The sequence below is a fragment of the Sphingobacteriaceae bacterium genome (assembly GCA_002319075.1).
Classification (GTDB): domain Bacteria; phylum Bacteroidota; class Bacteroidia; order B-17B0; family Aurantibacillaceae; genus Aurantibacillus.
Window position 1 is genome coordinate 5,384,624 of sequence record NVQB01000001.1, and the last position, 26,909, is coordinate 5,411,532.

Annotated in this window: 20 protein-coding genes and 2 tRNA genes; 8 read left to right on the plus strand and 14 right to left on the minus strand. The window is 38.1% G+C overall.

The annotated features are described in order from the left end of the window. Position 1: 1 nt before the first annotated feature. Positions 2–3,691, minus strand: a complete 3,690-nt coding sequence (locus tag CNR22_23265; protein PBQ34572.1) for a hypothetical protein — start codon at positions 3,689–3,691, stop codon at positions 2–4. A gap of 183 nt (positions 3,692–3,874) precedes the next feature. Beyond that, positions 3,875–7,822, minus strand: a complete 3,948-nt coding sequence (locus tag CNR22_23270) for a hypothetical protein (protein PBQ34573.1) — start codon at positions 7,820–7,822, stop codon at positions 3,875–3,877. Positions 7,823–7,990: 168 nt separating this feature from the next. Here CNR22_23270 and CNR22_23275 point away from each other — a divergent pair, with 168 nt between their 5' ends. Continuing rightward, the gene (locus tag CNR22_23275; GenBank protein PBQ34574.1) at positions 7,991–8,854 is read left to right on the plus strand and encodes a hypothetical protein; all 864 of its coding nucleotides are present in this window, start codon (positions 7,991–7,993) and stop codon (positions 8,852–8,854) included. Positions 8,855–8,869: 15 nt separating this feature from the next. Here the strand turns inward: CNR22_23275 and CNR22_23280 are convergent, their stop codons facing one another. The 5 genes from CNR22_23280 to CNR22_23300 form a co-directional block, all read right to left on the minus strand. After that, positions 8,870–9,853 (minus strand): hypothetical protein, encoded by a 984-nt coding sequence (locus CNR22_23280; GenBank protein ID PBQ34575.1) that lies wholly within the window; start codon positions 9,851–9,853, stop codon positions 8,870–8,872. A gap of 2 nt (positions 9,854–9,855) precedes the next feature. Then, positions 9,856–10,488: a hypothetical protein gene (locus tag CNR22_23285; GenBank protein ID PBQ34576.1), complete on the minus strand. Its 633-nt coding sequence runs from the start codon at positions 10,486–10,488 to the stop codon at positions 9,856–9,858. Between the two features lie 88 nt (positions 10,489–10,576). Further along, entirely contained in the window at positions 10,577–11,329 is a 753-nt protein-coding gene (locus CNR22_23290; GenBank protein ID PBQ34577.1) for a hypothetical protein, read from the minus strand. 70 nt (positions 11,330–11,399) lie between these two features. Next, a complete protein-coding gene (locus tag CNR22_23295; protein ID PBQ34578.1) occupies positions 11,400–13,127 on the minus strand; it encodes a hypothetical protein in 1,728 nt (575 codons plus the stop codon). A gap of 84 nt (positions 13,128–13,211) precedes the next feature. Continuing rightward, the gene (locus tag CNR22_23300; GenBank protein PBQ34579.1) at positions 13,212–13,643 is read right to left on the minus strand and encodes a hypothetical protein; all 432 of its coding nucleotides are present in this window, start codon (positions 13,641–13,643) and stop codon (positions 13,212–13,214) included. 156 nt (positions 13,644–13,799) lie between these two features. Here CNR22_23300 and CNR22_23305 point away from each other — a divergent pair, with 156 nt between their 5' ends. Both CNR22_23305 and CNR22_23310 read left to right on the plus strand, forming a co-directional pair. Beyond that, entirely contained in the window at positions 13,800–14,288 is a 489-nt protein-coding gene (locus tag CNR22_23305) for a hypothetical protein (protein PBQ34580.1), read from the plus strand. A gap of 327 nt (positions 14,289–14,615) precedes the next feature. Next, positions 14,616–15,203 carry a hypothetical protein gene (locus CNR22_23310; protein PBQ34581.1) on the plus strand — a complete coding sequence of 196 codons (588 nt, stop codon included), beginning with the start codon at positions 14,616–14,618 and terminating at the stop codon, positions 15,201–15,203. Positions 15,204–15,530: 327 nt separating this feature from the next. On the opposite strand, the gene CNR22_23315 is transcribed toward CNR22_23310, so the two are convergent. The 4 genes from CNR22_23315 to CNR22_23330 all read right to left on the minus strand — a co-directional run bounded on the left by CNR22_23315 (position 15,531) and on the right by CNR22_23330 (position 17,117). Then, positions 15,531–15,887: a transcriptional regulator gene (locus CNR22_23315; protein PBQ34582.1), complete on the minus strand. Its 357-nt coding sequence runs from the start codon at positions 15,885–15,887 to the stop codon at positions 15,531–15,533. 11 nt (positions 15,888–15,898) lie between these two features. Continuing rightward, the gene (locus CNR22_23320; protein PBQ34982.1) at positions 15,899–16,192 is read right to left on the minus strand and encodes an addiction module toxin RelE; all 294 of its coding nucleotides are present in this window, start codon (positions 16,190–16,192) and stop codon (positions 15,899–15,901) included. A 219-nt stretch (positions 16,193–16,411) separates the two neighbouring features. Then, positions 16,412–16,693: an endonuclease gene (locus tag CNR22_23325; protein ID PBQ34583.1), complete on the minus strand. Its 282-nt coding sequence runs from the start codon at positions 16,691–16,693 to the stop codon at positions 16,412–16,414. A gap of 344 nt (positions 16,694–17,037) precedes the next feature. Beyond that, positions 17,038–17,117: transfer RNA gene (locus tag CNR22_23330), tRNA-Leu, on the minus strand. A 391-nt stretch (positions 17,118–17,508) separates the two neighbouring features. Between CNR22_23330 and CNR22_23335 the strand changes: the two genes are divergently transcribed. The 4 genes from CNR22_23335 (at position 17,509) to CNR22_23350 (ending at position 21,161) form a co-directional block, all read left to right on the plus strand. Next, complete coding sequence (locus CNR22_23335; GenBank protein PBQ34584.1) at positions 17,509–18,582, plus strand: sensor histidine kinase; 1,074 nt, start codon at positions 17,509–17,511, stop codon at positions 18,580–18,582. Positions 18,583–18,586: 4 nt separating this feature from the next. Continuing rightward, positions 18,587–19,282 carry a DNA-binding response regulator gene (locus CNR22_23340; GenBank protein PBQ34585.1) on the plus strand — a complete coding sequence of 232 codons (696 nt, stop codon included), beginning with the start codon at positions 18,587–18,589 and terminating at the stop codon, positions 19,280–19,282. A gap of 255 nt (positions 19,283–19,537) precedes the next feature. Then, positions 19,538–20,716 (plus strand): hypothetical protein, encoded by a 1,179-nt coding sequence (locus CNR22_23345; protein PBQ34586.1) that lies wholly within the window; start codon positions 19,538–19,540, stop codon positions 20,714–20,716. 1 nt (position 20,717) lies between these two features. Beyond that, positions 20,718–21,161, plus strand: coding sequence for a hypothetical protein (locus CNR22_23350; protein ID PBQ34587.1), 444 nt, complete (start codon positions 20,718–20,720; stop codon positions 21,159–21,161). 41 nt (positions 21,162–21,202) lie between these two features. Here the strand turns inward: CNR22_23350 and CNR22_23355 are convergent, their stop codons facing one another. Both CNR22_23355 and CNR22_23360 read right to left on the minus strand, forming a co-directional pair. Next, positions 21,203–21,796: a hypothetical protein gene (locus CNR22_23355; GenBank protein PBQ34588.1), complete on the minus strand. Its 594-nt coding sequence runs from the start codon at positions 21,794–21,796 to the stop codon at positions 21,203–21,205. 82 nt (positions 21,797–21,878) lie between these two features. Then, entirely contained in the window at positions 21,879–22,976 is a 1,098-nt protein-coding gene (locus CNR22_23360) for a cell filamentation protein Fic (GenBank protein ID PBQ34983.1), read from the minus strand. Between the two features lie 178 nt (positions 22,977–23,154). On the opposite strand from CNR22_23360, the gene CNR22_23365 reads away from it, so the two are divergent. Further along, a tRNA-Lys gene (locus CNR22_23365) sits at positions 23,155–23,230 on the plus strand. Positions 23,231–23,358: 128 nt separating this feature from the next. Here the strand turns inward: CNR22_23365 and CNR22_23370 are convergent. Beyond that, a complete protein-coding gene (locus CNR22_23370; protein PBQ34589.1) occupies positions 23,359–26,862 on the minus strand; it encodes a hypothetical protein in 3,504 nt (1,167 codons plus the stop codon). Between the last annotated feature and the right edge of the window lie 47 nt (positions 26,863–26,909).

A 26,909-nucleotide genomic window follows, 5' to 3' on the forward strand; every position in this document is an offset into this window, starting at 1 on the left:
GCTATGGTTTGGTTGAAGTTTTGAGATTGAATAAACAACCACTTCCTTCTCTACGAAGCTGTGCAAAAGAAAATATTGGAAAGGGTAAGATTTCTTTTTTTAAATATGCAGTAGGAATTTCTTCGGAAGTTATGACTACAGATTTTATGCAGTAGGCGAGGGGATTTATTAACAGAACTTTTAGTTTATCTAGATTGCTTTTGAGCCACTGGTCGCGAATAACATGTTTTTGTAGCATTCCGGGCATACCATCCCTTCCAAGATATTTGTCCATTTCTGTTTTCATGGCATGTACAACTTTAGCATCAACGGTGTTTTTGCACTCTATAGAATAGATTATTGACTGTTTATGATCTATTGCCATGATATCAATATCCCCAATATCTATAGTGTTATTTAGCAATTCGCCAGGGCCAATTTTTACTTCATCGGGCTTCACGTCCAACTCTGAGTTAGAACTCAGCCATTCTGTTACTAGGTTTCGAAAGTGATGACCCTTTTTTGTGTTAATGGCCTTTACAAGTTTATCTAGTTCCCCACCAGATTGAACATGTAAAGATCCATTTAAAAGTAAAGCAAGTAGATTGTCAAACGCAGCAAATAGATGTCTATAACTCCAGTAATAAATAGTTCTGTTATTTCTGGTAAGTTTAGCGATTGGCCTTCGTATGAAGGACAGCTCACGGTTGTAATGCCAGGGATAGGTATCTGAATTTAAAAATCCCTGAGGAGGGATACCAACCTTCCAACCCGAAATTAACGAGAGAGCTTTTAAAGCTGAGGAGATTTCCGCCGTAGACCAATTAGAATCTTTTAGAATTTCACTATAAAGATCCGATTCATCGGCGCATACTAATGTTGCATTTTTGGTACGAGTAAAATGCGCAAGAGTTGTAATAAAGTCGTTTAGTCGTAAAAATTCTATACCCCAATCTGCTTTAAATGCTTGATTAATTTCTTCAAGCTCAGGAGAAATATCGATGGGTATTTTTGAATCCGGTATATCAAATAATTCCCCATAGGCTTCATTATGATGAAGTATTTCATTTTGAGACCGTGCTACGTTAAATGGATAGAGTTGGGAATTGATCGAAGGATAATCAACTTTTAATCTTCCGCATGGTAGTAACTCGATTGCAGGGTCATACAAGCCGAGATTTAGGCCATCAGATAAAGTGGCCCAAGCAATCATTTCGTTCATGAGAGCAATTAGTTGATCCATATCATCAACAGACGGTAGTTGATGACCTATGATCGGCTCACTGTCATAAGCTACAATTAATTCAATTAAGCAACGTAGTCCAAGGGCCGTTCTAACACGCTCTTGTTCATTAACTATCAGTTTAAGTACTTCTTCAGAGTGCGAATCAAGACAAGCAATTCGAGCAGGAAGATCTAAACTACGGATGGCGCGTAATTGAACGCAAGCTTCATTATTACTCATAAGGATGAGAAGCAACGATTCGGGTTCATAACGCCTAAAGCTGTCTATTATTTTTTGATGGATAACTGTTGCTATTTTATAACTGAGTTTCTTTTTGTTTTCTGTGGTAGAAAGGTCACTGGGCTGAATAGTTATTCCATAGTTACGGGTCAAAGATGTTTGAACACTTGATATATCGGCTTGCTGGATTTTTCGATACGGAGGTAAGAACCGTTTTTCCATCTGTAAGTTATTTGCATTAGCTAACATACTTGACATTTTTGCTGGACCTTTCGGCATTATTATGTCAAGAACGTTAACGAGTTCGACATGTTTGTCTTCACTAATAATTGTCTTTAAAAAACTAAGCATTACATGACGCTCACCGTCGTTGTGAGGTTTTGCATACCAATGTGCCATCTCAAGTGGAATAGTCAGTGTTATTAGATTAGAGCTGACTTTAACAGGAATAACAATATTCACTAAATCGACTATAGGCACTTCATGAAGCCTTACCTCTTTTTCAAAACGGTTATCAATTATTAAATTAATAGTAATGGGATCTAGATTTGTAGATTCAAATAAATTTCTCAGCTGATTACTCAGCCTGTATGACCAAAAGGCTAGCATCTCTAATTGTGAGCTAACCAATTCTTGATTCAGTTTTTCTTTTTGATTGTTGACAAACCAAATTGGAACTATAAAATCTTCTAGTAGAATGTCCGGAGGATAATTATCCCATCCTTCCATATAAAAGGGAGCATAGGTACAATATTTGAACACAAACTTATATGTCATCTCTCCACCTACTAATTGAGGAGCAATGTGTTCTTCCCTATCAATAATAGATTTATATCTATATCTCGCTGATGAACCAGGAGGAATTACTAACAAACCTGGCTGCTCTTCTCCCTCAATCCATAAGGAGTAACCGTTAGTTTTATAAGCGAAAAATACATCAAGCATACCGCCATTATGTAGTAAATCCATCTCTTCTGAGGCATGAGTATAGCTGCGAGCAAATTTCCATAGCAACAATGGATCGGGTTCTTCGCTCAACGCTATAAATTTGAACTCTGTTACTTTAAAATGAAGTACTAATACATCTTTAGAAGTAGACGGAACCGCATAGGATTCGGAAGGATATGCGTCTGAAATTATATAGACGGTAAGGATTAACTGTTCGGGTAAGTCAAAAGTTTTAGAAAGATGATTTAAGACTTCAATTTGTCGCTTTTGCAATCTAGCACTATATTCTACCAGTGGCTGTGGATGCTCTTGATAATTATCTTCCGCAATTTTGAGATCAACTCCCTTCTTAATAAAACAAAGATAAACTAGTTTATTAAGTTCTAATTTAAATACAGACTCTTGGAATAGATCTTGGTCAAAAGATGTAGGCAAGCCGATATCTATTAAAGGCCACTGCATTTTTCGTGCATACTCTTCAACTTGATTCATCTCAAAACTTTGGAAGAGATTTTGAAGTAAATCATAACAATTCTGGGTTTTGGCTTCCTGCCATATAAAATTTATAAGGCATTCAACTAGAGAAATTGGTTGAACCAAAATATACTCATCCTCTATTTTGATAAATGGCTTTTTGTTTAAAGGAGAATTGTATGGTAAATCCTGTAAAAGGCCTGTATCATTAAGGTTTGTAACAAAGATGTCGATAAGATCAACACTTATTTTCTGGTTAAGGAAATGTTCGGTAAGGTTTTGTTTACTAAAGGTAACTATACTTTTTAACTCTTGAAGTTGATCCTCTAGTGGAAAATTTAACGGTTTTTTCAATACTTTTTCAAAGTAATTATAGGAAAAACCAGTCTTTTCAGAGACTAATCGTGATATGCCAAGAATTAGCATTGCTGAATTGTAAATATTGTCTCTGTATGATTTAGGAAAGCTCTTGTCCTTATCATATATAAAAATCGTCTGAAGCAACAAGTTCAGAATGCTAGTACCACTGTACGTAATACCTGGAAAAACGGTATAATTTTCACTAAAAAACATAACGTTTTCCGTGAAAAGATTTATTGGGTAATCTTCCCATTCCGACTCTGCATATTCTCTAGCGGTTATTTCTTGAAACTTAGATATTGGAACCTTGTTTGAAAAGGAATTAAGATTAGTAACAGTAACTCGAGCGAGAGATTCTAGTCTAACTTTTTTGCCATGATTTTGTGGCAATAATTGCATTGCCCCAATGATTTTCAATAATTCTGAACTATTGTAAATTTGGGCAAATTGAGTGTATTCGGTCATGGCAAATACTTTATCAGATTAATTTCTATTTTGATTAAAGATAAATAAGTTTTGAAGATTAAAATGCAAGCGTAAATTTAAAAATGAAGTAGAAAAAGGGCGGTAAACCGTCCTTTTTGCGCCTTTTTAGGCGTTATTTCAAATTTTAAGGAATTATACAGTTAGAGAATTGATATCATCAACCTAACGTAAATTGATGCTTTTCAGGCGATGATTCATAAAATCAACCACATCTTGTTTCGAAATATCTCCTGTCCCTAAACAACCTTCGATACATTCATCAAAAACTTCTATTTCTTCAACAGTCAGGTTTGATTTGGCAGCGCTATACATGCCTTCGATCTCTGAACGATACTGTTTATTTATTTCCGACAGCCAAGTTGATTCAATATCGCTATCTGTATCCAAGTTCTCTCTGTAGTCTAAAAACTTACCAAGCAACTGCATTATTTTAAAAAAGGCCTCGTCTTTAATATTCTCAATGTTTTTTTGAACTTCAACACCCGGCAACGAAGAAATTTTAAGATTGTCGGCAAACAAAGGCAACGGATTGTCTATTTCCTCTTTATCGAACTCACCAGTTTCAATGGACTTTCTGATCACACTGAAATAATCTTTAGTAACCCTTATACCGCAGACTGCCTTGCCTTGCGATATGAAAACAAAAGTAAAAAAGTTAATCTCCGTCTTATCAAAATCCAGCATTTTGTTTACTAGTATTGTAAAATCCTCACTAAGATCAGTTAGATTCGCTCCTTCAATGCCTATTTCAGCATATTTCAGGTTTTCATTCTTAATAATTTTATCAGGAAGCATAAGTGTTAGCCCATCATGGGCACCACCCTTTATTATTGAGTGTAGTTGCTCTAATTTTTGCTTTTCAGTATTCTCATACCAGCGTTCAATGTCAGTTTTTATAACAAAAATTCGCCCTGGGTTTTTAGCGTTAATCATGTGAACATAAAACAATACTGTTTTTAGTAAACGGCTATACCAGGTTAATTCTAAGCTACATAATTCATCGGTTGGATAATAGTCAAATGTTTCCTGGGTAATTTTATTATACGCTTGTTGCATTGCCCGAAGCTTGTATTCAACAGCATCCAGATTAATTACTGCAAGGTTTCTGTCGTTATTTCCCTTTGGAGCAACAATATTCACCATTTGATTCCTAAAATTCGTTAGCGATGTACACCAGCTTTTTATCGTTTCCTCTTCTGTTTTGTATTTATCTTTTTCAATGTAATCCTTATTATATTTAGGTAGCTTTTTACTTGAGTTAATACTTTTCAGCAGCTTGTCGGCTGGGCTAGCCCATTCTTGCGCAGCACTTTTAATTCTAGCCTGGTTTTGCTCCAGGTACGCTTCAAATAACCTAACACACTTTTTTGCAAATTCAATTCCTGCCTGCCTTATTTCAATATACTGCATTTGCCATTCATATAACGAACCTACGCGGTAGTTAGCTACAAGAGCACCGTGCCAAATCTGGTTAATATGTACATCAAACTTGTCTTCAAGGTTAGCTTTCGAAATTTGCTTTACTGAGTCCTGAATAACCACATCAAAAATCTGCTGGTACGGAAAAGGCAGCACTATGGCTTTTGAACAGTAGCGATCATAATCCGGCAAAAAACTGCTCAAAGCATCTATGCGTTTCATACTTTGATGGTTCGCTTTCCCAGTATCCGCGCCTAAAAAATATTTAATGTGAATATCACCTCCATCTTCCTCAACAGCCAACGTATCTGTATGTTTCTTAAGCAACGAAATTATTTCCTTTTTATTTTTTATTGTAAACTGTTTATATTTTACAGGAAATGCGACTTGATAATAGCCGAACAATTCAGCAGCCTCATCAAGCTCTTGCTTTCTTAGAACGTTTAATAGTATGTCGTCATTAACATTCACTAATACTGGTACTTCAATATTCAAGCACTTATACCACCTCGCTAAAAAATCTAATCCTTTAAAAGAATGCGGATTATCGATTGGCTTTATCTTTAAAGACAATTTTTTAAGGAAAATAAAAAGATCGGTTTTAGAGGCATCATATGGGCTAAGGCCATCCAGCAGGCCAATTACTTCGTCATAATTACTGTTATTATTATCAATTTCTTTCAATCGCCTCAACATATTTAATTTTGTATAAGGGAGCGTATCAAAAATAAATACCTCTAACGCAGCAGGGATGTTAGTAGCAACACGGTCAAAAGTTGATCGATTGGCAAGCCAGAATTTTTCTGCTTCATATTTCATAAGGCCATCCAATGCGCGAACCAAATTAGGTACTTCTTTTGTTGCCAAAGCTGTAGCAACTTCCTTGTAAATCTCGTCCTTTTCTGAAGCAGAAATTAACGAAGGAACGGCTTTAAAAAATTCGAAAATATATTCCGAATTAATGATAGAGAATAGCTGCAACAAAGTTTCGGAAACCTGTATCGAGCTATGTAGTATATCCACTAAATGCCGGGATCGTATAGGGTGAAGCCCTTCCACATATTTTTCATTAAACCGGATATAGTATTCCTGTTCTAATTGTCGGTAAACTTCATTTCTATCCGTATCAAACCTTACGGTATTGATAATATGCTGAGTGATTCGGTTTGTTTCAAGTTTAATATCCATTATATCCGCAAGAGCAATTAACCGAAGTATTTCTGCCTTGGCCGCGCCGCTGTTTTCATTAGCAAGTTGTTTCACCTGTTCCTGAAGCCGCTCGGCTAGCATCTGGCCTCGTGTTAGCAAATACACATATTCTATCAACAGTCCTTTGGCTTCAACCTTTTCCCACGCTTCCTGCCATCCGTTGTTATCGGCGCTAATTTTGCCCTTTTCCTTTAATTGCAAATAAATTTCACGGGCTTCCTGTTGGGATAATTTAATTTGCACCGGCTTTATTTTGATTTTCGAATGATCGTAGCCATACCGCACCCAATCTTCTTCGCGTGCAGTGATTAAAAATTTCACTGGACGTTCCTTTAACCTTTCAGCAAGTATGCCCCAGCCTTCAACCATGTGGCCTAAACCATCAATTACAATCAGTGGTATTTGGCCAATATAAATTCTCGATTCTATCAGATCGTAGATCTGTGAGGCTTGATCCCAATCTTTGCAATAATTTAATTGAAAGATCGTATAGCCCTCTGTAAGCAAACTATAACTGGCTTGCCAAGCTAGAGTAGATTTGCCCTGCCCGCTGGAGGCGCGTATAACTGTTACGTCAAAACCTGTGGCGCTTTCCTGGATTTCCTTTTCCCACAAGGGTCTTTTGACAGGCAGGTTGTTTGCAATATGAATCGGTTTTGCCGCCTTGCCATCAAAATAATCCATTATATCCGTAGATTCTGTCATCTCGAAATTTACTGGTAACAGCCAGCTATTTTGAATAGCAGGATTAACAGGAGCCTTGGAAAACGATTCGGTTGTTAATACAATCAACTCATCAACATTCTTTTTACTGATTGTAGATCTGTTTTTGGACCATTGAAAGACACTATTAAAAAGCGCATTAAAATATTGTTTTTCTGTCCCTACATTAAGGCAATACTTCTTCGCCAATAGCTTGAGGCAATTATTTAACAGATCAATTTCGTTGGTTTTTTCAATCGTGATTGCTGCAATAAAAGCCGGAAAGTCAATTCCTAAAACATCAAAACCATTTTCTTTGAACCTATTTTTCCAGTATTCTAAGGTTTCGTTTGAATAATTACGATTAAAAAGACCACGCAATTTTCCCTCGGTAAAAGCGGAATTATGAACTAGCTTAAATTTGGCCGCAGGATCAATTTTATATGCTTCAAGAAAATTTTGAAGTACTTTCATTTCCCAAAAGGCACTCGCGCCAATTATGTTTTTAGAAGTCTTAAGCTGCACATACTCTGTGGTATCTATCTCACCCAAAAAGTCGATATCCTCAATGCCTTCAAGGCGTATTTGGTGGCTTTCTTTGTCCAGCATTGTAAGAATAAGAAAACAGGAATACAAGAGCTGAAATTCCACGCCCCTGATATTGTTAGCACCACCGGTTCTCCTATTAACCAACACTTCCAAACCAGTAATTTTACCGTCTTTTACAGCGGCAGCCTGGGTTAGCTTTGTTTTTGGTTTATTATTCTTTGTCTTACTCATGCATTCTACACTTTATTTATAAAGATAAATGTAGGGGTAATATACGGTTGCTATAAATTATAGAATATGGAGGCTAAATATGAACAGTTTTTTCTGTTTAAAACCCTGTTAACACCTTTCCACCTTCTATTGTCGCTAATTTCGAAAATTCTTTATCTTTAGGCTGCCATGAAAACCACTATTCCCAACCTTCCAGCGCACAAACAGGCCGAAATAAAGACCATTGTTGCGGCCTTGATCCCAAGGTTTTCCGAGATTGAAATGATCATTTTATTTGGTTCGTATGCGCGCGGCACCTGGGTGGAAGATAAGTACATGGAGAAAGGTAATACTTACGAATATAAAAGCGATTACGATTTGCTAATTATCCTGAGTAAAAACGGACATGCTAATAGCGACAGTGTTACTTCAGGCATTAGCACCAGGTTAAACGAATTAAAATTGGATACTCCAGTGCATCCTATTTATCATGGGATGGAATTTGTAAATAACGAACTACGCGAAGGCTCTTATTTTTTTGGCGATATTAAGAAAGAAGGAATCCTGCTATTTACAACGAACCGTTATCAACTAGCCAATAAACGCGAAATGAGCCCGGCCGAAGTGCAGGTAAAAGCACAACGCGATTTTGATAATTGGTTTGAGAGTGCGAATGGATTTTATGGAATGTATCAACATGCCGTGAGTGTTGATCAAATAAAAATTGCTGCCTTCCAATTGCATCAAGCTACTGAACGCTACTACGGCGCTATTCAACTAGTATTTACAGGGTACAAGCCAAAAACACATAACATAGAAGAACTCGGCAACCTTGCCAAAGCCTGTAATATGGAGTTCGGCAAAGCCTTTCCGCAGGCATCACCTCAAGAGCGCCAACGCTTTGAACTTCTTAAAAAGGCTTACGTAGATGCCCGCTACAATATGGATTATACGATCAGCAAAGAAGATCTGGATTACTTAAGTGAACGCGTGCAAGTACTACGCAAAATGACAGAGGAGATTTGCAGGGGAAAGATTTCTAGCTTTATTTAATGACCGTTTTTTTAGTTATAGCATTAATAGATCATCAAGCCCTATAAATACAGGCTCATTATTTTCCCAGCTGTAGTATAAAACACTTATCCCGAGAGAAGCAAATCTCCTTGCCACAGGCATGCTTAATCTATCAGGTAATACAGCAACCAGTTTAACGGGATTTCTAATTGGGATGCTATAAAGCAACAGTTGTCCCACAGCCTGGTAAAGACATTGCGTTGAAGAGCTTGTTTTAACTTCAAATAGAGTTGAAATTCGTGATCTGTGATGAATAAATAAATCACGATTTCTATCGTTTGACGCATTAAGGCCTCTTCTTTCTAGCTCATCATGCAATGCATTTACTACAATACCATGAGTTCTTGTAATTGTGCGCGGATCGTTACTTTCCGTGACGGTACTTCCAGAGCGTTCATCAGTATATTTAAAGTTTCCTAGGTATCCAAAATCAGTTTCTATTTGTTCTTGGTTAAGATTTTTTACCCTATAAATTTCGCGGATGAAGTTCGAGACCTGTTCAGGGAAATGAGGTGAATTCAATTCACCAACGAGGCAATAGTCTACTTCTTTATCGTCATGAATAGCTTTTATAGGATCTCCTCTGAAATTTGAAAGGAAGAAATTTTTGCCTATACCCTTTTTTCCACCACCAATGGTGCCAGTGTGGAGAATCAATATTTTACCTTCGTTGTCAACCGCAAATGCACCTGCAACTCGTTTGCTACCTTCATAGTCAAAATTGATCTCACCATTCAATGAATTGCTTCTGCCTTGTTTAGGTCTACCTATTCCGAAGCCATTCCAATATTTACTTTCTTGTTCCTGAACGCATACCCAAATATCTAGTTCTTGTGAATATTGTACAGTAGTATCCATACTACCACCTGGAAATCCCACACGGCAGCGAATTCGTTCAGTGAAAAACGCATTTAATTTTTTGTGAAAAAGTTTGTGGAGCTTTTTTATCTCTTGCTCATCTGTGATTACTATAGACATAACTAATCAATTTTAAAATGATTAATCCACTTTGGATTTCCTAAAAGGGTTGAGTGCGAAATACGACCTTTAAATTCAGGAGCAAGATTCATCAACCCATCCTTTACGCTATTAAAAACGGGGTCGGGGAGTCTGCTGCTAAGAGTGATACGTCTAATGCAATTAATATCTAGTGGTACATCAAATGCTGGTTTTTGGTCTTCCTTTCCCAAAGCTATAATCCTGTATTCTCTTTCCGGCTCGAAAGGATCTCTTTTAAGATAAGGCAGTTGTTTAATATTCGAACCGTAGTCTGCAAGGTCGTTTATTTTCACATACTTCACTTTCCCGTGGCTTAAACTTTTTGTCTTATCAAGGCATTCGATTAGTTTCTTACGATCGAACTCTATACAACAACCACTGGTTCCGTTAGCAAAGGCAGTCCAATGATGAATGGTTTCTCTCCTGTCAGATAAACAAAGTGCATATATACTACCTGCTTTCTTTTTGTTTTTATATAGATCCATAGTAACCCTATCATTGTAATCCTCCCAGAATGCAGGATTAAGCAAGGTTAATTTTTGCCTGGTAAGCATATCCATTAAAAATGGAATTGTAGTGAAGCGATTTAAGAAGTTGTCTTGAGATGTTGACATAGTGTTTTGTTGTAAATGTGTAAAAATAGATTTTAAGAACGACAAAAAACGGGCGGTAAACCGAACTTTTTCGACCTTATGATTCTATTTATCTACGAAAATTGGCTAATTCCCTGCATAATTCATCTAACATCAACTTCATCTTTATTCCCGCTTCTCCTCTCGCATTTGGATGGTAAGTAATAAACACCTTCTTAAGAAAATCCTTGAATATTGGATATTCTTCGCCGGAAACAGAATAATATAAAAGCTTCTCTTTCTCTGTATCGGGATCTAAATACGTCTTCTTGTGCTCATTCCAATCTACTGTATTTCCATCAATACGTTTATGAAGTACATCACTAGCGTCCGTTCCTAGTACCATAATAATATTCGGTTTAAATATTTTAATCTCTTCTACCGAAACATTAAAGAGACTTTGCTCTAGTTCGACTTGCTCAGGGCTGATCTTATAGACATTATTCCAAATTAGACTAATATCCTTCTTAAGATTAAACTGCAATAACTCCTGAAAAGCATAAAAGTAATTCCAAAACGCATTGCCATAACGCCAATTACCTCCTTTAAAATAAAAATCTTCATACATGTCCATTAGTGCATTTATACCTTGCTCATCTGCTACATTATATATTTTTGTTTTGGTATCCCAACCATTTGTACTAATTCCGAATACCATTATACGTATGTCGGCTGCATTCCATTGATCTTCAAATTCAGGGGATACAGATAGTAAATGAGGGTGTTCAAAATCCTTATCGCCATCTTGTTTTAGTACCTCGGATTTAAAAGCTGACCATTTAGAGAGGTACAAATGTTGAAGTTGTGTTTTAATGTCACTCATATTGAGTTATGGGTTTCAAGAGCGTTACAGAGAAAATTAATAAAATAAGGATCAAAATCTACGAACTAGTTTACTTATGGGTTATATCGGAGACATCAATCACGTTAATTCCGAAGTTAAATTGTTGCATCTCTTTCACAACCTGTACCAGTGAGTACTTTGCAATATTCGATTTACATTTATCTATTCGATCAATAATCTTCTCTCCTTTGTAATGATTATTTTTAAATGCCATCACAAAACTAATATTTAGCTCTTTTTTAATAATTTTTTCTACAACACCAGTTACATCTATTTTTTTGTCGGCATTCCTCTTATTATATTCTTTAAGCGTGCTTTTAAGATAGCTTACGCCTTTATTATTTTTTAAATCATTTGATAGTCTTTTTGCTGACAAGATCACCTGAATATAAAGATCGCGCATTTGCGCATTAAATCCATTTTTGACATGGATAAAATATGCCGTATTATCGCGAATGGCTAAGATGTCACATAACTCAATGTTTTCTTTAATCACTTTGTCTAGTATGTAATAGTCGGCCAAGTCTTTGTAACTATTATTATATGCGTCCTCGTCATCCTCATCGTTCCATTCAATCAAGATGTCTTCTTTTAAAAAGTACTTATTATAATATTCTTTGGCGTCTTCATTCATTATACCAAGAAATTCATCTTCCAAGATGTACCAGTGTCCATCTATTTTAAAATATTTTTTTGCTTTAAACTCGACTTCAGCTGTAATATGAGAAAATAAATTACCGTATGTTATTTCTTTATCATTAACGAATCCAGTAATATTTAACTTAAAGATGTCTTGCTTAATTTTAACTCGATCGGCAATATCTTCAACATTTTCAAATATGTATTTGGTAGCGTTAAAATACAGTTCGCCTCTTTCAAAAATCTCTAAGTCCTTTTTACCCCTTGAAAATTTGAATCTTATGACGAATTTGTCGCATTCGTAGAACCTCTCAAGCTTCGATGGATGAACAATTTCGATTATATCATTTTGAAAGTTTTTTAACGCCAAAGGATTGTTATGTATCTGTACATCGTTTGTAATTAAATCTAAAAGATGTTCATCAAGCTGCTTCAAAAAATCAATATCGCTCACTTTTGAAAAAAGAGTAAGTTGCTTCGGAGGATTATCAGTATATATCTTATCTAAGTCGGTTATAAGAGATTTTAAATCTTCAAAATCTATTTTTTTTCTCAAATAGAAATACGATCCAACTTCCATAATAGACATTTTTTCGTCTAGCTTATATTTCTTAAATTCTTTCAATTTAAGTTCATCTCGAACCTTCAATTTTATTTTTACGGGAACATCAGAATACACTAATGTTTCAGAAATTGTTTGATTTAAATTGTATGTTTCTTTTTTATATGAAATATTGCTTGCAATACTCCTTGTGTTTAACTCTATGATATTATCGTTAGTAGGGCTCGCAATTCTTTGATAAATCTCTATACCAAACAAAGGATGTAAGAATTTCTTGATCACGCTCATTCCGCTTCCACTAATAACGCAGTATAGTTCAGATTTATACTTAATAAAAAGCACATAAGAAAACTCTACTACATCAAAATTTTGATTTTGTGTTAATACATCCGGCAAAAACACTTTCCAATAAAATTTCTCTTTTGGTTGTCTATAGCAATATGACCAAAATTTGAAATCCCCATCCTCGTGTGTTGTTATTTGAGGGTTAACTAATTTCAAATCTAAGTTCGCAAACTTGTGTCTTAGTTTTTTGATATGGTTTTCTTTTATGTATTGGTAATATCCTCGAAGGATTTATCCCTTAATTCATAAAAGCTTCTGTCGATTTTAAATATTTTTAAATCGATTTTGAAATTATCTAAATCCATAGCTTATCTTTTATGGCGCTATCCAGTCAAAATCAATAAGGTGAGCTAAATTGTCGGTCAATGTTTTATCTGGGTTAGAACGAAGATATTTCCCGTTTTTTCCACTAACAACTTCAACAGTTTCACCAATATTCCATCCTGCCTGTGTATAATTCCATAACCAGGTGGTGGCACTATTACCTTTGGTTTCCAAAAGCGTTATTGCATCCGCCCTAGTTTTTTTACTCGCTCTTGAAATTGAATTTTCACTTACCGTATGAAAAGCATAATGTGTAATCACATTGTTTGAATCTTTCCACACACCTGATATTCTGTATTCTGCCATGTTGAGTTTATTTTTAATCAAATATAGTTTATGATAATTATATGAAAGGGGCGGTAAACCGTCCGTTTTGAGCTTCTTTAGGTCGTTTTTTATGATCTGAATCTTTTTATGGTACAATATTATGGAATCAGCTGTTAAATAAAATCCCTAAAACCAATGAAATCATATCCCCGATTTTTGGGATTTTGAACTCAGAGATAAATCTTCTATATTTGAAATAATTGCTCATAAGGCCACGATCTCCGGATTTCGAATCATCTAAAGATCAATCTTATGAAAAAGAAATTAATGCCACTCGAAAAAGGAGATCTATCTTCTTTAAAATCTGCTCAATCCCGTAAAATTTTACAGCATGTTCTAAGTCCTTTAGAAGAAGCTGCATTCCATTACATTTACAAACCTTTTGACTACGAAATAGAAAAAGGCAAAAGCATTTACATTACCCACTACACCTGTAAAGAACTGTTGCGCAGCACTTCGCATAAGTTAGATTTACTTTTAAACTCCACTACCAAATCCATTTATTTTAATCGCGTTCCTGTTAAACATCGCAAAGCATTCGATGATGTAAGAATAATTCTTTCCTTATATCCCATTCTAAGAAATAAACTCTGCCGGCTAGATTGTTACACACTTCTTTCTATAATGAAACACGGCCGAAAGTACTTTTCAGAAGAACAAAAATTTGGAAAAGGTGAAATGCAAACCATAGATGGGTTGTTCGCCAGGTACAATTGTTCGCATTTATTTAAGGATCTCTAACAACTTTTATCCTATGTTAGAAAGAATTACGATTTATAATTCTTGTTGCTTGCAGGCTATGCCGTTAATTGATAGTAAGAGCATTGATTTAATTTTGTGTGATCCGCCTTATGGAAACGATCGATCTCAAAAGGAGTGCTGTAATTAACAAGCTTTATACCAACTCCCTGGTTCCTTGCACAATACTCCCTACTTACCCCGTACATATCCCGTCTTTTAGTATAAAACACATCCATTCACTCAGCTTCTCATACACCTTCCCTCAGAGGTCAATACACTCTTACTCATTCGTCAAATTTTTCATCCAATTTCCAGCTATCTTTGTATATGGCATTTCAGGTCGGTGATATAAAACTCTCAGGTACTGTAAATGGTATTTCTTTCTACAAAAGCGTCTTTGGCTGGCTGGTAAGGTCCAAAGGCGGGCCAAAGCGGAAACAATTCAAAACCTCACCGGCATTTGTTCGGTCAAGAGAGAACAGCGAAGAATTCACAGCCTGTGCCCGGGCTGCGTCTACTATCCGCCGCCTGGTAATAAGACACACCGGTTATAAAGACAAAACCCTTTACCACCGCCTCATGAAGTTGATGCGCCTGCTCGCAGATAACGATAAGGAATCCCTTCGTGGAAAGCGCGACCCTATGAAAGGGATGCAGACAAGTCAGGCTCAGGCACTTTTAAAGGAATTCAAAATAAGCGAAAATCTTTGCCTCTATGATATTCTGCTCATAGCCGGGTTGTTTAAAGAATCTCATGATAAAGTGAAGGAAGGCAGCACTCCTATTATCCTTTCAGGGGCTATCAGACGCAGACGAGCCAAAAAGCTATCGCCTTTTTATCCACTTTCTAAAGCTCTGCCGGCACACTTATCTTTAAGCCAGAAACAAATACAGGTTAACACCGCTTTCGGTTAAAGGCGTTTATAGAAAGCTAATTACAGGCTTAGCATCTGCACTACAATCAAACTTTATTTTCTTCCCAAAGCATTCGCGCATGATCAGTTTTTTATAGCGTATACATATACCATTTGCTAACAATAAAAAAAGCAGAGAAAAAATTCTCTGCTTTTATATGTACCCCGCACTTTGAAATTATCGAACTTTATGCGCGAACCATAAAGCAAAAAGCTCTCCCGTATTAACGAAAGAGCTTTTCTGCTTTACGCACCCGGAGGGTACGATTTATCGAACTTTTTAGATGATTTCCAAGCAATTAGAGTGTTAAGAAAACTTACTAAGAAATCAATATGCCTGAATCAACGCATTTAATGGAATATTTAATTTTTCATGAAGATTACGAATCATCTCTAAAGTCAGCTTACGCTTCTTATTTAAAATTTCACTCACGTGGCCTTTATAGCCTATTATCTTTTCCAGATCTTTTTGTTTGTAACCCATTTGTTCCATTCTGAATTTAATAGCTTCTATAGGGTCTGGCGCTTCGATCGGATAATGTTCATCTTCGTAACGCTCTATTAAAAGTGCAAGAATATCCAGTTCATCTCCTTCCGAAGTTCCAGGACGAGCATCAAAAATCTCTTCAAGCCGGGTTAAAGCTTTTTGATAATCTTTTTCAGTTTTTATAGGTTTTATGTTCATGATTTTTAATTTTAAATGGATTCGGCATCTATTTTGTCGTATTGGGCGTGAGTCCCAATAAACCTGATCCAAACCATTTTATATTTATAATTTATTCTTACGATAAGTCTGTACGAATTGCCTTTGATATTAAATACTACGCGATTATCACTCAAAAAACTTGCACTAGGGTAATTGATTTTAATGTCTTTCGTTGATACCCAATTTGCATTTGCAGTTTCCTCATACCATGATTTTAATTGTTGTTCACAATCTTCATGTTTCTTCCAAAATAGTACTAATGTTTTTTTAGCAATAATTCTCACAAACTTTATCTTGATTACAAAGTTAAGCAAAAACATTAAATAGTTCCCAATTTGGGAACTATTTTAAGAGATAGGGAATAAAAAACCGCTAAGCGATATTTTATCAACTTAGCGGTGATTTGATGCGATTAAATCTGATTTAATCGTTTTGTACCTCCGGTCGGACTCGAACCGACACGATTTCTCACTGGTGTTTGAGACCAGCCTGCCCGCCGAAGCTCAGCCTTGCGCGTCGGCAGGCGGGCGCGTCTTTTGACACAGTTCGGCCAAAATCACCCTTAACCTACTCTTTCCTTCTCCTGTTTTATAAAACTTTTCCCATTTGCGAGCTTCGATTCTATCATCACATTGCATTGAAAAAATTAAAAGGAATGGTGAATATGGTTTTGTACTTTTTTCTTCTCTATTATTATGTTGATGAAACCGAAGGAGGACATTTTCCGTTTGACCAACATAAATGTAGTTGCGGTGAAGGCTTTTTATAGCGTATACATATACCATTTGCTAAAAATAAAAAAAAACAGAGAAAAAATTCTCTGCTTTATATGTACCCCGCACTTTGAAATTATCGAACTTTATGCGCGAACCATAAAGCGAAAAGCTCTCCCGTATTAACGAAAGAGCTTTTCTGCTTTGCGGTACCTCCGGTCGGATTCGAACCGACACGATTTCTCACTGGTGTTTGAGACCAGCCTGCCCGCCGAAGCTAAGCCTTGCGCGTCGGCAGGCGGGCGCATCTTTTGACACAGTTCGGCCACAATTACCCTTAACCTACTCTTTCCTTCTCCTGTTTTGTATTTGCTCATAATAAAAAAAGCAGAGAAAAAATTCTCTGCTTTTATATGTACCTCCGGTCGGACTCGAACCGACACGATTTCTCACTGGTGTTTGAGACCAGCGCGTCTACCAATTCCGCCACAAAGGCATTTCATGATCAGGCTGCAAATTTAGGCTTTTGTTTGGTATTACAAAAAAATAAAACGAAAATTTTATTTAATGAGGCTATCTAAAACTACATAGTGCCAGTAGGGTTGGCAGGCTAATTAAATTTGAGTTATTTTGCTCACAACCCTTAAAAAAATAGGCTTTGTCGCGATTTGGCTAATAATTCTTACCGGCACTTTCAAATAGCACAAAGCAAACAACTCAATGCTGCGAGGAATTAATTTAGCGTAACAGTTTAAGTTAAAATGCAGAATACACTAATTACAAACACATTACAACCCTAAATCCTACAATCCGTCTTTAAATAATCTTTATACCCTCTACCCTAAATCTTTATCAGCTTCCCTTTATCTTTGTAACATTAAAGCCATATGGACGGATTTCTCTTTCGCAAACTAAGTTTAAGCAAACAATACATTTTCAGCTTGCTGTTTATTTTTGTTATTGCCGGTTGCTGTTATCTTTTATCAGACTTTGTAGGTTACCGGGTTGTTGCTTTGATCTTGATGCTGAGCGTTTCTATCATCGCTATGTTTTTTGATATGAAGCCCGTCTTGCTGGTAGCGGTATTGAGCGCTCTTACCTGGAATTTCTTTTTTATACCACCCAAATTTACACTTGCAATTCGTGGCACAGAAGACAATTTAATGTTTCTGATGTATTTTGTTATTGCCATGGTAAACGCTGTTTTAACCTCTAAGATCAGGCAAATGGAAACAGAAGTGCGAAATAAAGAAGAAAAAGAAAATACCTTAAAACTTTATAACACTGTACTCAATTCACTTTCACACGAGCTGCGCACTCCTATCTCTACAATTATTGGCGCTACAGACAATCTTCAGACGATGTCCAAAAAATTAACGGAATCTGATAAATATGAGCTGGTCTCCGAAATTTCAAAGGCTTCCATGCAACTCAATCGTCAGGTAGGAAATTTGTTAAACATGTCCCGGCTGGAGTCTGGTTTTATCAAACCTAAAACCGATTGGTTCGATATAAAGGAATTAATCTACGATGTACTGAATCAAATGGAGGATACTGTCAAAGATAAACCTGTACACGTTGCTGTGGATGAGAATACCCCGCTTTTTAAACTTGATTACGGTTTGCTTTCACAAGTAATTCACAACCTGGTTCACAATGCTGTTACCTACATTCCGACACACGCTGTCATCACAATCCGCGCATTTTGCAAAGACAAAAAACTTGTGTTGGTAGTAGAAGATACCGGAAATGGTTTCCCCGAAACTGAAAAAGAAAAAGTCTTCGAAAAATTTTACAAGCTTAAACATTCCGGTACTGGCGGAACCGGCCTGGGACTCTCAATAGTAAAAGGGTTTGTTACAGCGATGGATGGGAAGATAACACTGCAGAATAAGACCGATGGTGGTGCAATTTTCACAATAGAAATTCCTTCAGAACTTTCATTTGTAACGCCTGCGTGATAAAATGAACAACGCAGAAATATTGATTATTGACGATGAAGCGCAGATTCAAAAGCTGCTGAAGATCACTCTGCAAACCAATGATTTTAAAGTCACCGGAGCTCTAACGGCACAGGAGGGATTAAGAGCAGCAAAAAATATAAATCCTGATCTCATCCTGTTAGATCTTGGCTTACCCGATAAAAGCGGTCACGACGTTTTGAAAGAACTCAGGGAATGGTACACCAAACCCATTATTATTCTTTCTGTGCAAAGTGCAGAAGAAGACATTGTGAAAGCTTTGGACAATGGCGCAAATGATTACCTGGTAAAACCTTTTCGTACGGGCGAGTTACTGGCAAGACTTCGGGCTCTGTTACGTTTTTCACTCACTCCTCCTCTTTTTAAACCGCTTGCTTTAGATGAGTTGGATGTAGATCCTCAACTTCGCCTGGTAAAAAAGAAGGGTGAAATTATTAAGCTCACAGCTACAGAATACGATCTGCTAACCACCTTGATCAGGAACGAAGGACGCGTGTTGACACATCAGTATCTATTGAGAGAAGTGTGGGGGCCCGGCTACATCGAACAATCTCAGTACCTCCGGGTGTTCGTAAATCAATTGCGCAAAAAAATCGAGGCAGAACCAAACCAGCCGAAATACATAATTACAGAATCTGGGGTCGGATACCGTTTCATTTCCAAAGAAAATCATTCCTGAAGAGTCTCTCTAAAGACAATGGATTGTGCTATAACCCACTCTTTCTATACTGGCGACTAAATGCCGGAAAAACTTTAGATGGTATCTTTGCCATGCTCTTAGTTTATAGTCTGCCATTTGAGTTTGCATCCGTCTATTCAATATAGCCAGGCATTCCATGAACCTCATCCGTTTATACTCTATTAAAAGCTGTTCATGAAAAATACCTGTAACAAATAAAAAAAAGTGTATTATAGCAGATACTTTAGCGAATTAATGAGACAAACTTTACTCTGTATATTTTTACTGGCTTCCCTATTTCATTCTTCAGCACAAAACCTTGTTCCTGATTCCAGCTTCGAATTCAATTCCACTATTCCTTTGGATTTTTCATCCATATCCATATCTTCCGCATGGAACTCACCGAATAGGGCAACTCCCGATTTGTTTTGCAAATGCACTAAGAAACAGGAAAAGATCTCCCGCGTTAACGTTCCTAAAAATGGCATGGGACAGCAGGAAGCCCATACTGGCACATGCTATGCAGGCATTTTTGCAGTCTCGCACGGCTATTACCGCGAATATTTGCAAACAACACTCAACAGTCGCCTCGAAAAAAACAAAGAATACGAATTAACCATGTACGTGAGTCTGGCTGATTACGCACCGCTTGCAGTGGATAAGCTCGGCATTTGTTTCCTGAACGACAAAGTGAAATTTGAAAACTCGGATGTTATCACCTCTCTTCGTCCTCTTCAGATTCCACTTGAAGAAGAAGTTGGCACAGATACGGATGGCTGGCACGAATTAAAAGTGCGTTACAAAGCGCAGGGTGGCGAGAACACGCTACTGATTGGCAGCTTTAACCTCCGCAAGTTATTCCGCACAGGCAACACGGTGCCACAGGGCTTCAGTTCACCCATCTACAAGGGCATGGAGCGCGATGCTTATTATTATATTGATGATGTAAGTTTGCACCAGTTTATTCCTGAAGTGATTGACACAACCGAAGCGCCTGAAAATCCTTATTTCGCGAATCTTCCGCAAGACAGTGTAGAGACAGTAGTCATAGAGCCGGATACGCTCAACAATCTTTACAAGGAAAAATATGAAGAAGTACTGGCATTCAGAAACGTTACTTTTAAAACTGGTGAAGCTGTTCTATCTCCTCTCTCCTACCCTGAACTAAATTCTATTGCCTCTCACATGGCCTCCAATCCTAAACTTCGGATGGAGATTTATGGTCACACCGATAACGCAGGTGAAGAAAAAAAGAACATGGAACTCTCTCTTAACCGCGCAAAGTCCGTAGCAGATTACCTCATTGCCAAGGGGGTGATTTCTGAAAACATAAGCTATCAGGGCTTCGGAAGTACCAAACCTGTAGATACAAATACAACAGAAGAAGGTCGTCGAAAAAACCGGAGAGTTGAATTTATATTAAAGAAAAATTAGTATGAATTACCTCACTTCCATATTTGCCTTTGTGATTGCGGCCGGCTGTTTATGGATGAGTGTAAAAATGATCCGTCTTTATTTACAGGTAAAAAAATGGCAGCGCGTTCAGGCTTCTCTTAGTTCCAAAGAACTAATTCTTCACTCCAGGCATTCAACCTCCAGGGCACCCTATGGAATAAAAGCCGAATACAGCTATTTGGTTAATGATAAAATTTACCATGGAGATACCGTCTATCTTATTGAATTAACAGGCGGACAAGTAAACATGATGAAATCGGATGCGGAGCAAAGATTAGCTAAAATTAATGACGACTTATTTATTTTTGTAAATCCCAGTAAGCCTCAGCAATCTTTAGTGTATTGTGAAGGAATTGGCCTTTACGTTTTTATTTTTTCTATGGGAGTTTTTGCCTGCCTGATGGGTTTAAACGCCCTGCTCTAACAAACCATTACCCATAAGATTTATTTACCCTGCATTAAAATCTAGTGTTGATAGCTCATAACCGTGGGGCGGTTAGAAAGCAGGTTATTTTTTAACTGTTTTTCTTCAATGTCAATTTCTGTCAGCAACACTGCTCTTTCATTCAGAAGTTTTTCAAATTGACTATAAGTATCAATACTAAATTTTTGAAGCAGTGACGTGATCAGAGATTTGAGAGAGTCTACAAATTTTGCCGGTGTGCCATAAGACACAAAGGCAATAAAAGAATATACCAGAAGAACCATCGAATTAAATCTCAACATTTCATTCGAAGACCTTTTAAGATCAAAGGGGAGTTTGTAATGTTGCATGTAAAAATAATTGGCCAGTAAAAGTGTGAGAGCAATGAAGAAACGTGATACAAGAAGTATTTGCCTTTCTTTCCGTTTCATTTCTTCTTTTTTTGCCTGAAGTTCCATGATCTTGTCCTCAACTGTTTTTAAACGCTTTTTCTTATCGTCAAGCGTAAGCGGTTTATCGTTGTCAAGCAATTTATTTGCTGCCCATCCCACGGTAATAAAAATAATCGCGATCAAAAAAATAATGATCACGAACATAAAAAAATGTCCGATTGGCTTTTTAATTCTTTTGTCCATGATTTGTAAGTAAAGAACGGTGTTTCTTTATAACACGTTCTTAAAAAGAAAATTGATTTTAAACAGCTTTTTTAACAGGATATTACGGCTTTAATATATAACTCGTACTGCGTCCACCCCCTTCTTCTTTTTTGAGGATCTTCTTTTTTATGAGATCATTTACATCGCGCAAAGCTGTATCTGTAGAGCACTTGGCTATTTTAGCCCATTTGGTAGACGTTAAGTTGCCATTAAATCCCTCAAATAATTTATTTATCATCAAACGCTGACGTTCATTTATGCCTGTTTTCTGATGCTTGTCCCAGAACTGTGTTTTACCCATCACCTTTTTCAAACTCCCATCGGTAGCATTTAAAGCACGATCAAGGCAATTTAAATACCAAAGCAACCAGGCGGTTATATCAAGTGTACCCTTTTGTGTTTTTTCAAGCATGGCATAATAGGCGGTGCGATCAAGACGTATTTGTGCAGACATGCTGTAAAACCTTTGCTCATCTCCATCGGCACGAGCCAGTTGCATGTCCGCTATAGCCCTTGCTATGCGACCATTTCCATCATCAAAAGGATGCACGGTTAGAAACCATAAATGGGCGATAGCAGATTTTATAACAGGGTCGAGTTTCTTCTCTGAATTAAACCAGTTAAAAAACAAACGCATCTCTTTTTTTAATTGAGAAGAATCAGGAGCTTCAAAATGCACTTTTTCTTTTCCCATCGCGCCCGATATCACCTGCATTGGACCCTTCTCGTTATCGCGCCAATTGCCCACCACGATCTTATGCATACCACTTCTTCCCGAAGGAAACAATGCCGAATGCCATCCGAAAAGGCGCTCAGTATCTAATTTTTTTTGGGCGTTTCGCGTAGCATCCAACATCATTTCTACTACACCATCTACATGACGCTCGGCGGGCACCAGGCCGGCGATATCCATCCCTAGTTTACGCGCTAAAGAAGAACGCACCTGATCTAAATTCAGCATTTCACCCTCTATCTCGCTCGACTTAAGTACATCTTGTGTAAGCGTTTGTAACGTTGCTTCCTTTCTTAGTGCAAAACCAAGCGCGTCCATATAGCCTTTTAACCTGCCCTGCTTATGCCTTACAGAAGACAAGAGCACCAAAAGACTATCATTGTCCCAAGTAAAATGAGGCCAGTCAAGTTGCTGATAAAGATATATTCTCCGCATAATTGCGGTAAATATACGGTTTATTCTCCGCAACTAAAAAACTATTCTCCGCAAATTTGCGGATAATAAGCGCATTAATCTCCGCAAACAATAAAGCTATATTATAGCTACAGGGCATACCTTTTAAAGAAATGAAATAAAATTATTGCTAACATTGCAGTCTTGAAATGACTTCGTAGCTCAGCTGGTAGAGCAGTTGACTCTTAATCAACGGGTCCGGAGTTCGATCCTCCGCGGGGTCACCAGTAAAGCAGAAAAGTCATCCTTCACTAAGTGTTTGAATGGACTAGAGTATCGGATTTTTTTCTGCACATTTCGAAACAAAAAAAATCCGGGACCGAGGTCCCGGATTTTATAAACTGCAGAGAAAGAATTACTCTTTAATAAATTTTTGCTGATAGGATTTACCTTCCGTTTTAAGGTTTAGAAAATAAACCCCGTTCTGAAGGTCTGTTAAATTAAGTGCCGATTTCCCTGCGATGTGTTTTTCAGAATAAAGAATTTGCCCGATCAGATTGCTAACAGTTAGATCTGCATCGGTGTTTGCTTCTACAATAAAGTGTCCGTTGGTAGGATTTGGATATAAACTGATATTTAAATCAGAATTTCTATCCGCCAGAGCGGTACATTCAGAAACATTCTGTGTAATAAAAACAGTCAGCTTACACGAAGTAAGGGTACTTGTTCCCACAACCGTATAGGTAGTTGTAAGCAAAGGTGAAACTACAATATCTGAATTTACAGAAGCAGTGCTCCACATGTAATTATCTGCCCCGGTTGCAACTAAGGTCACTGTTTCGCCAGAGCAAATTAAAGTTGAACTGGTTGAGGCGGTTACCACAGGTAAAGCATTTACACTAATAGATTGCACGGCTGTAGATGTGCAACCTTGCGCACTAAACCCTATCACTGAGAAGCTAGTATTTGCGGTAGGATTTACGTTAATGCTAGCAGTGCCGGCTCCATTTGTCCAGGAATAGGATTGTGCTCCTGAAGCACTCATTAGAAGTGTTTCCCCTGCACAAATTAAGGTGTTATCAACGGCAATAGTAACCGTAGGATTAGGATTTACCGTAATAGTAACAAAGGCCGAATCTGCGCAACCATCAGGGTTGCTACCAACAACACTGTAATTGCTTGTAATGGAAGGTGTGATAGAAATAACAGGCTGGGTGGAATTCGTACTCCAGGAATAGCTGCCTGCACCTGTTACTGCCAAGTTAAGAGAGTTTCCTTCACAAAGATTAAAAGAAGAAGTATTAATCGTAACGGTTGGCGTAACATTCACACTAATGTTCGCAATAGCCGTGGCCGTGCAACCTTCACTACTAATACCTGTAACAGTATAATCTGAAGTCACATTTGGCGAAGGCGAAATGTCTGATGTTATTTCACCTGTACTCCAACTAAAAGATGGAGCGCCTTGCGCAGCAAGACTTGTGCTATTACCTGAACAAATAAAAATTCCTCCACCGGCAATTGTTACGGTAGGCGTTAGATACACTGTTAAGGTTACCACTGCAGTATTTGTGCAGCCTTCAGCACTAACACCAACTACGGTGTATGTGGTGTTAGTAAGGGGTGAAACTGAAATTACCGACGATGTGGAGGTCGTATTCCAGAGATATACAACGGCACCCGTAACACTTAAGTCAGAGGTATTTCCCGAGCAAAGTGTAGCCTGGGTAGCTGCAATAGAAAGGCTTGGTGTTAAACTCACCGTTACAGTTTTTACAGCTGTTGACGTGCAGCCCTCTACGCTTGTTCCAATAACCGTATAGCTAGAGGTTAAACCTGGAGAAACAGAAATAGCCGAAGATGTAGCAGAAGTGCTCCATAAATAAGACGATGCTCCGGAAGCCGTTAAACTTGAAGCATTTCCTGAACAAATGCTTGTACTGGAAGCTGAAATAGAAACTGTAGGAGTAGTATTCACTGTAATACTTGTAACAGCGGCATTCGTGCAACCAAAAGCACTTGTTCCAACTACACTGTAAACAGAGTTTGTTGCAGGAGTTATGGTAAGTACTGTTGATGTCGTACTGGTATTCCATAAATAGGAAGAGGCTCCCGAAACAGTTAAAGTTGCAGAATTACCTGAACAAAGAGCCTGGTTTCCGCCTGAAATAACAACAGATGGTGTTGGATTTACCGATACGGTTACAGCAGTTGTGTTTGTGCAACCCACTGAATTTGTCCCAACTACCGAATAACTACTTGTGCTGGTGGGTGAAACAGAAATAGAAGTGGATTGTGTAGTTGTACTCCAGGTATAACTATCAGCCCCACCAACGGTTAATGTAGCAGTGTTACCTTCACACAAGGTAGTGGTTGAGGAAGATATTGACAAGGTTGGTACTACTGTATTTGCAGTCACAGCAACTGTTGTTACAGAAGAAGTACATCCGTTTGAACTACCAATCAAAGAGTAAGTACCGGCAGAAGCGACCATAGCATTTGCACTGGTTGAACCTGAAACAATAACGGGGCCAGTCCATGTATAAGTAGATGCTCCTGATCCATTAAGAGTAATGGTGGTTAAACTACAAGTTAGTGTTTGTGTAGTGGCAGCACTAACAACTGGCGTCAGTGTTACATTCACCGTGCTGGTAACCGTGTTACTCGCGCAGCCCTCACTACTCAATCCCGATACAGTATAAGTAGAGTTAACCAGGGGACTAACAGTTGCAGATCCTCCCTGAATACTGTACGAATTAGTACCCGAAGGCGTTAGTGTAAAAACAGAACCACTGCATATAGAGCCGCTGTTAACGGAAATGGTAGGGGTTATAAAAACACTAACACTAGACACCACTGTATTAGATGCGGGACACCCCGACAAATCTCCCGTGATGGAATAAGAACTGGTAGTCATGGGATTAACGGTAAAAGAACCTCCAGATATAGTATAAGAGTTAGCCCCTGAAGGACTCACTACAAAAAAATTGCCAGAACATACAGAGCCACTGTTAACTGAAATCGTGGGAGCGGGACTAACAGAATAAGAAATGACAACATACCCATTACCATTATTTACACCCGCAGAAATGGAAGTGTTAGTGATAGCCGCTGAGAAATAATTTGTTCCACCTGCTCCGCCGCCGCCGCCGCCCTGATCATTAAGGGTACAACTTACAGTGCCGGCTGAACCGCCGCCACCACCGCCGCCGCCGAAGTAGCCACCGCCACCACCGCCGCCGCTAACAAAAGCACCGCAAATAGAAGGCCCATTTCCGCCACTGCCGCCCTGGCCAGAAGTACCGTTAACGCCAACCGTACCGGAAGCAAAAGAACACCCTATACCTGTAGCGCCGCCACTAGTGCCATTACCACCTTGACCACCACCGCCTCCAACACTGTTATTGCCACTGGTGCCATTACCGCCACCGCCAGATCCGCCATTACCTCCTTTAATCGCTGATGAAGCACAACCGGCATTTCCGCCGCCGCCGCCGCCGCCAGCTACAATAATACGATTAGTCAATCCAGTTCCTCCAACACGAATATCACTGGCTCCTCCCCCTGCACCTGATGGACCCCTGTTACCTGAACCCCCACCGTTAAATCCACCCACAGAACCTGTACCAGCTCCTCCCACGTAAACATTTAAAGTAATGCCTGAAGCAAATAATGAATAAACTCCAGATGCCATAGCGCCAAGGCCGGCAGTTCCGCCTATTGCGCCAGAAGCTGTACCTACTCCATTGGCGCCTTTAGCGCCATAACAAGTAATGGAAACCTGGGAAACACAGGCCGGAATTGCAAGGGTTTGGCTTGCCCCGGTATAAGACAGCGTTTGAGTAATAATTTGAGCAACGCTTATTTTACCAATCAAGAATAAAACTAAGGGTAATAGAAAATGTCGGGATTTTTTCATGAAAACAATGAGTTAATTTTTTTTGCAAAAGTAGGTTTTTTTCCAGA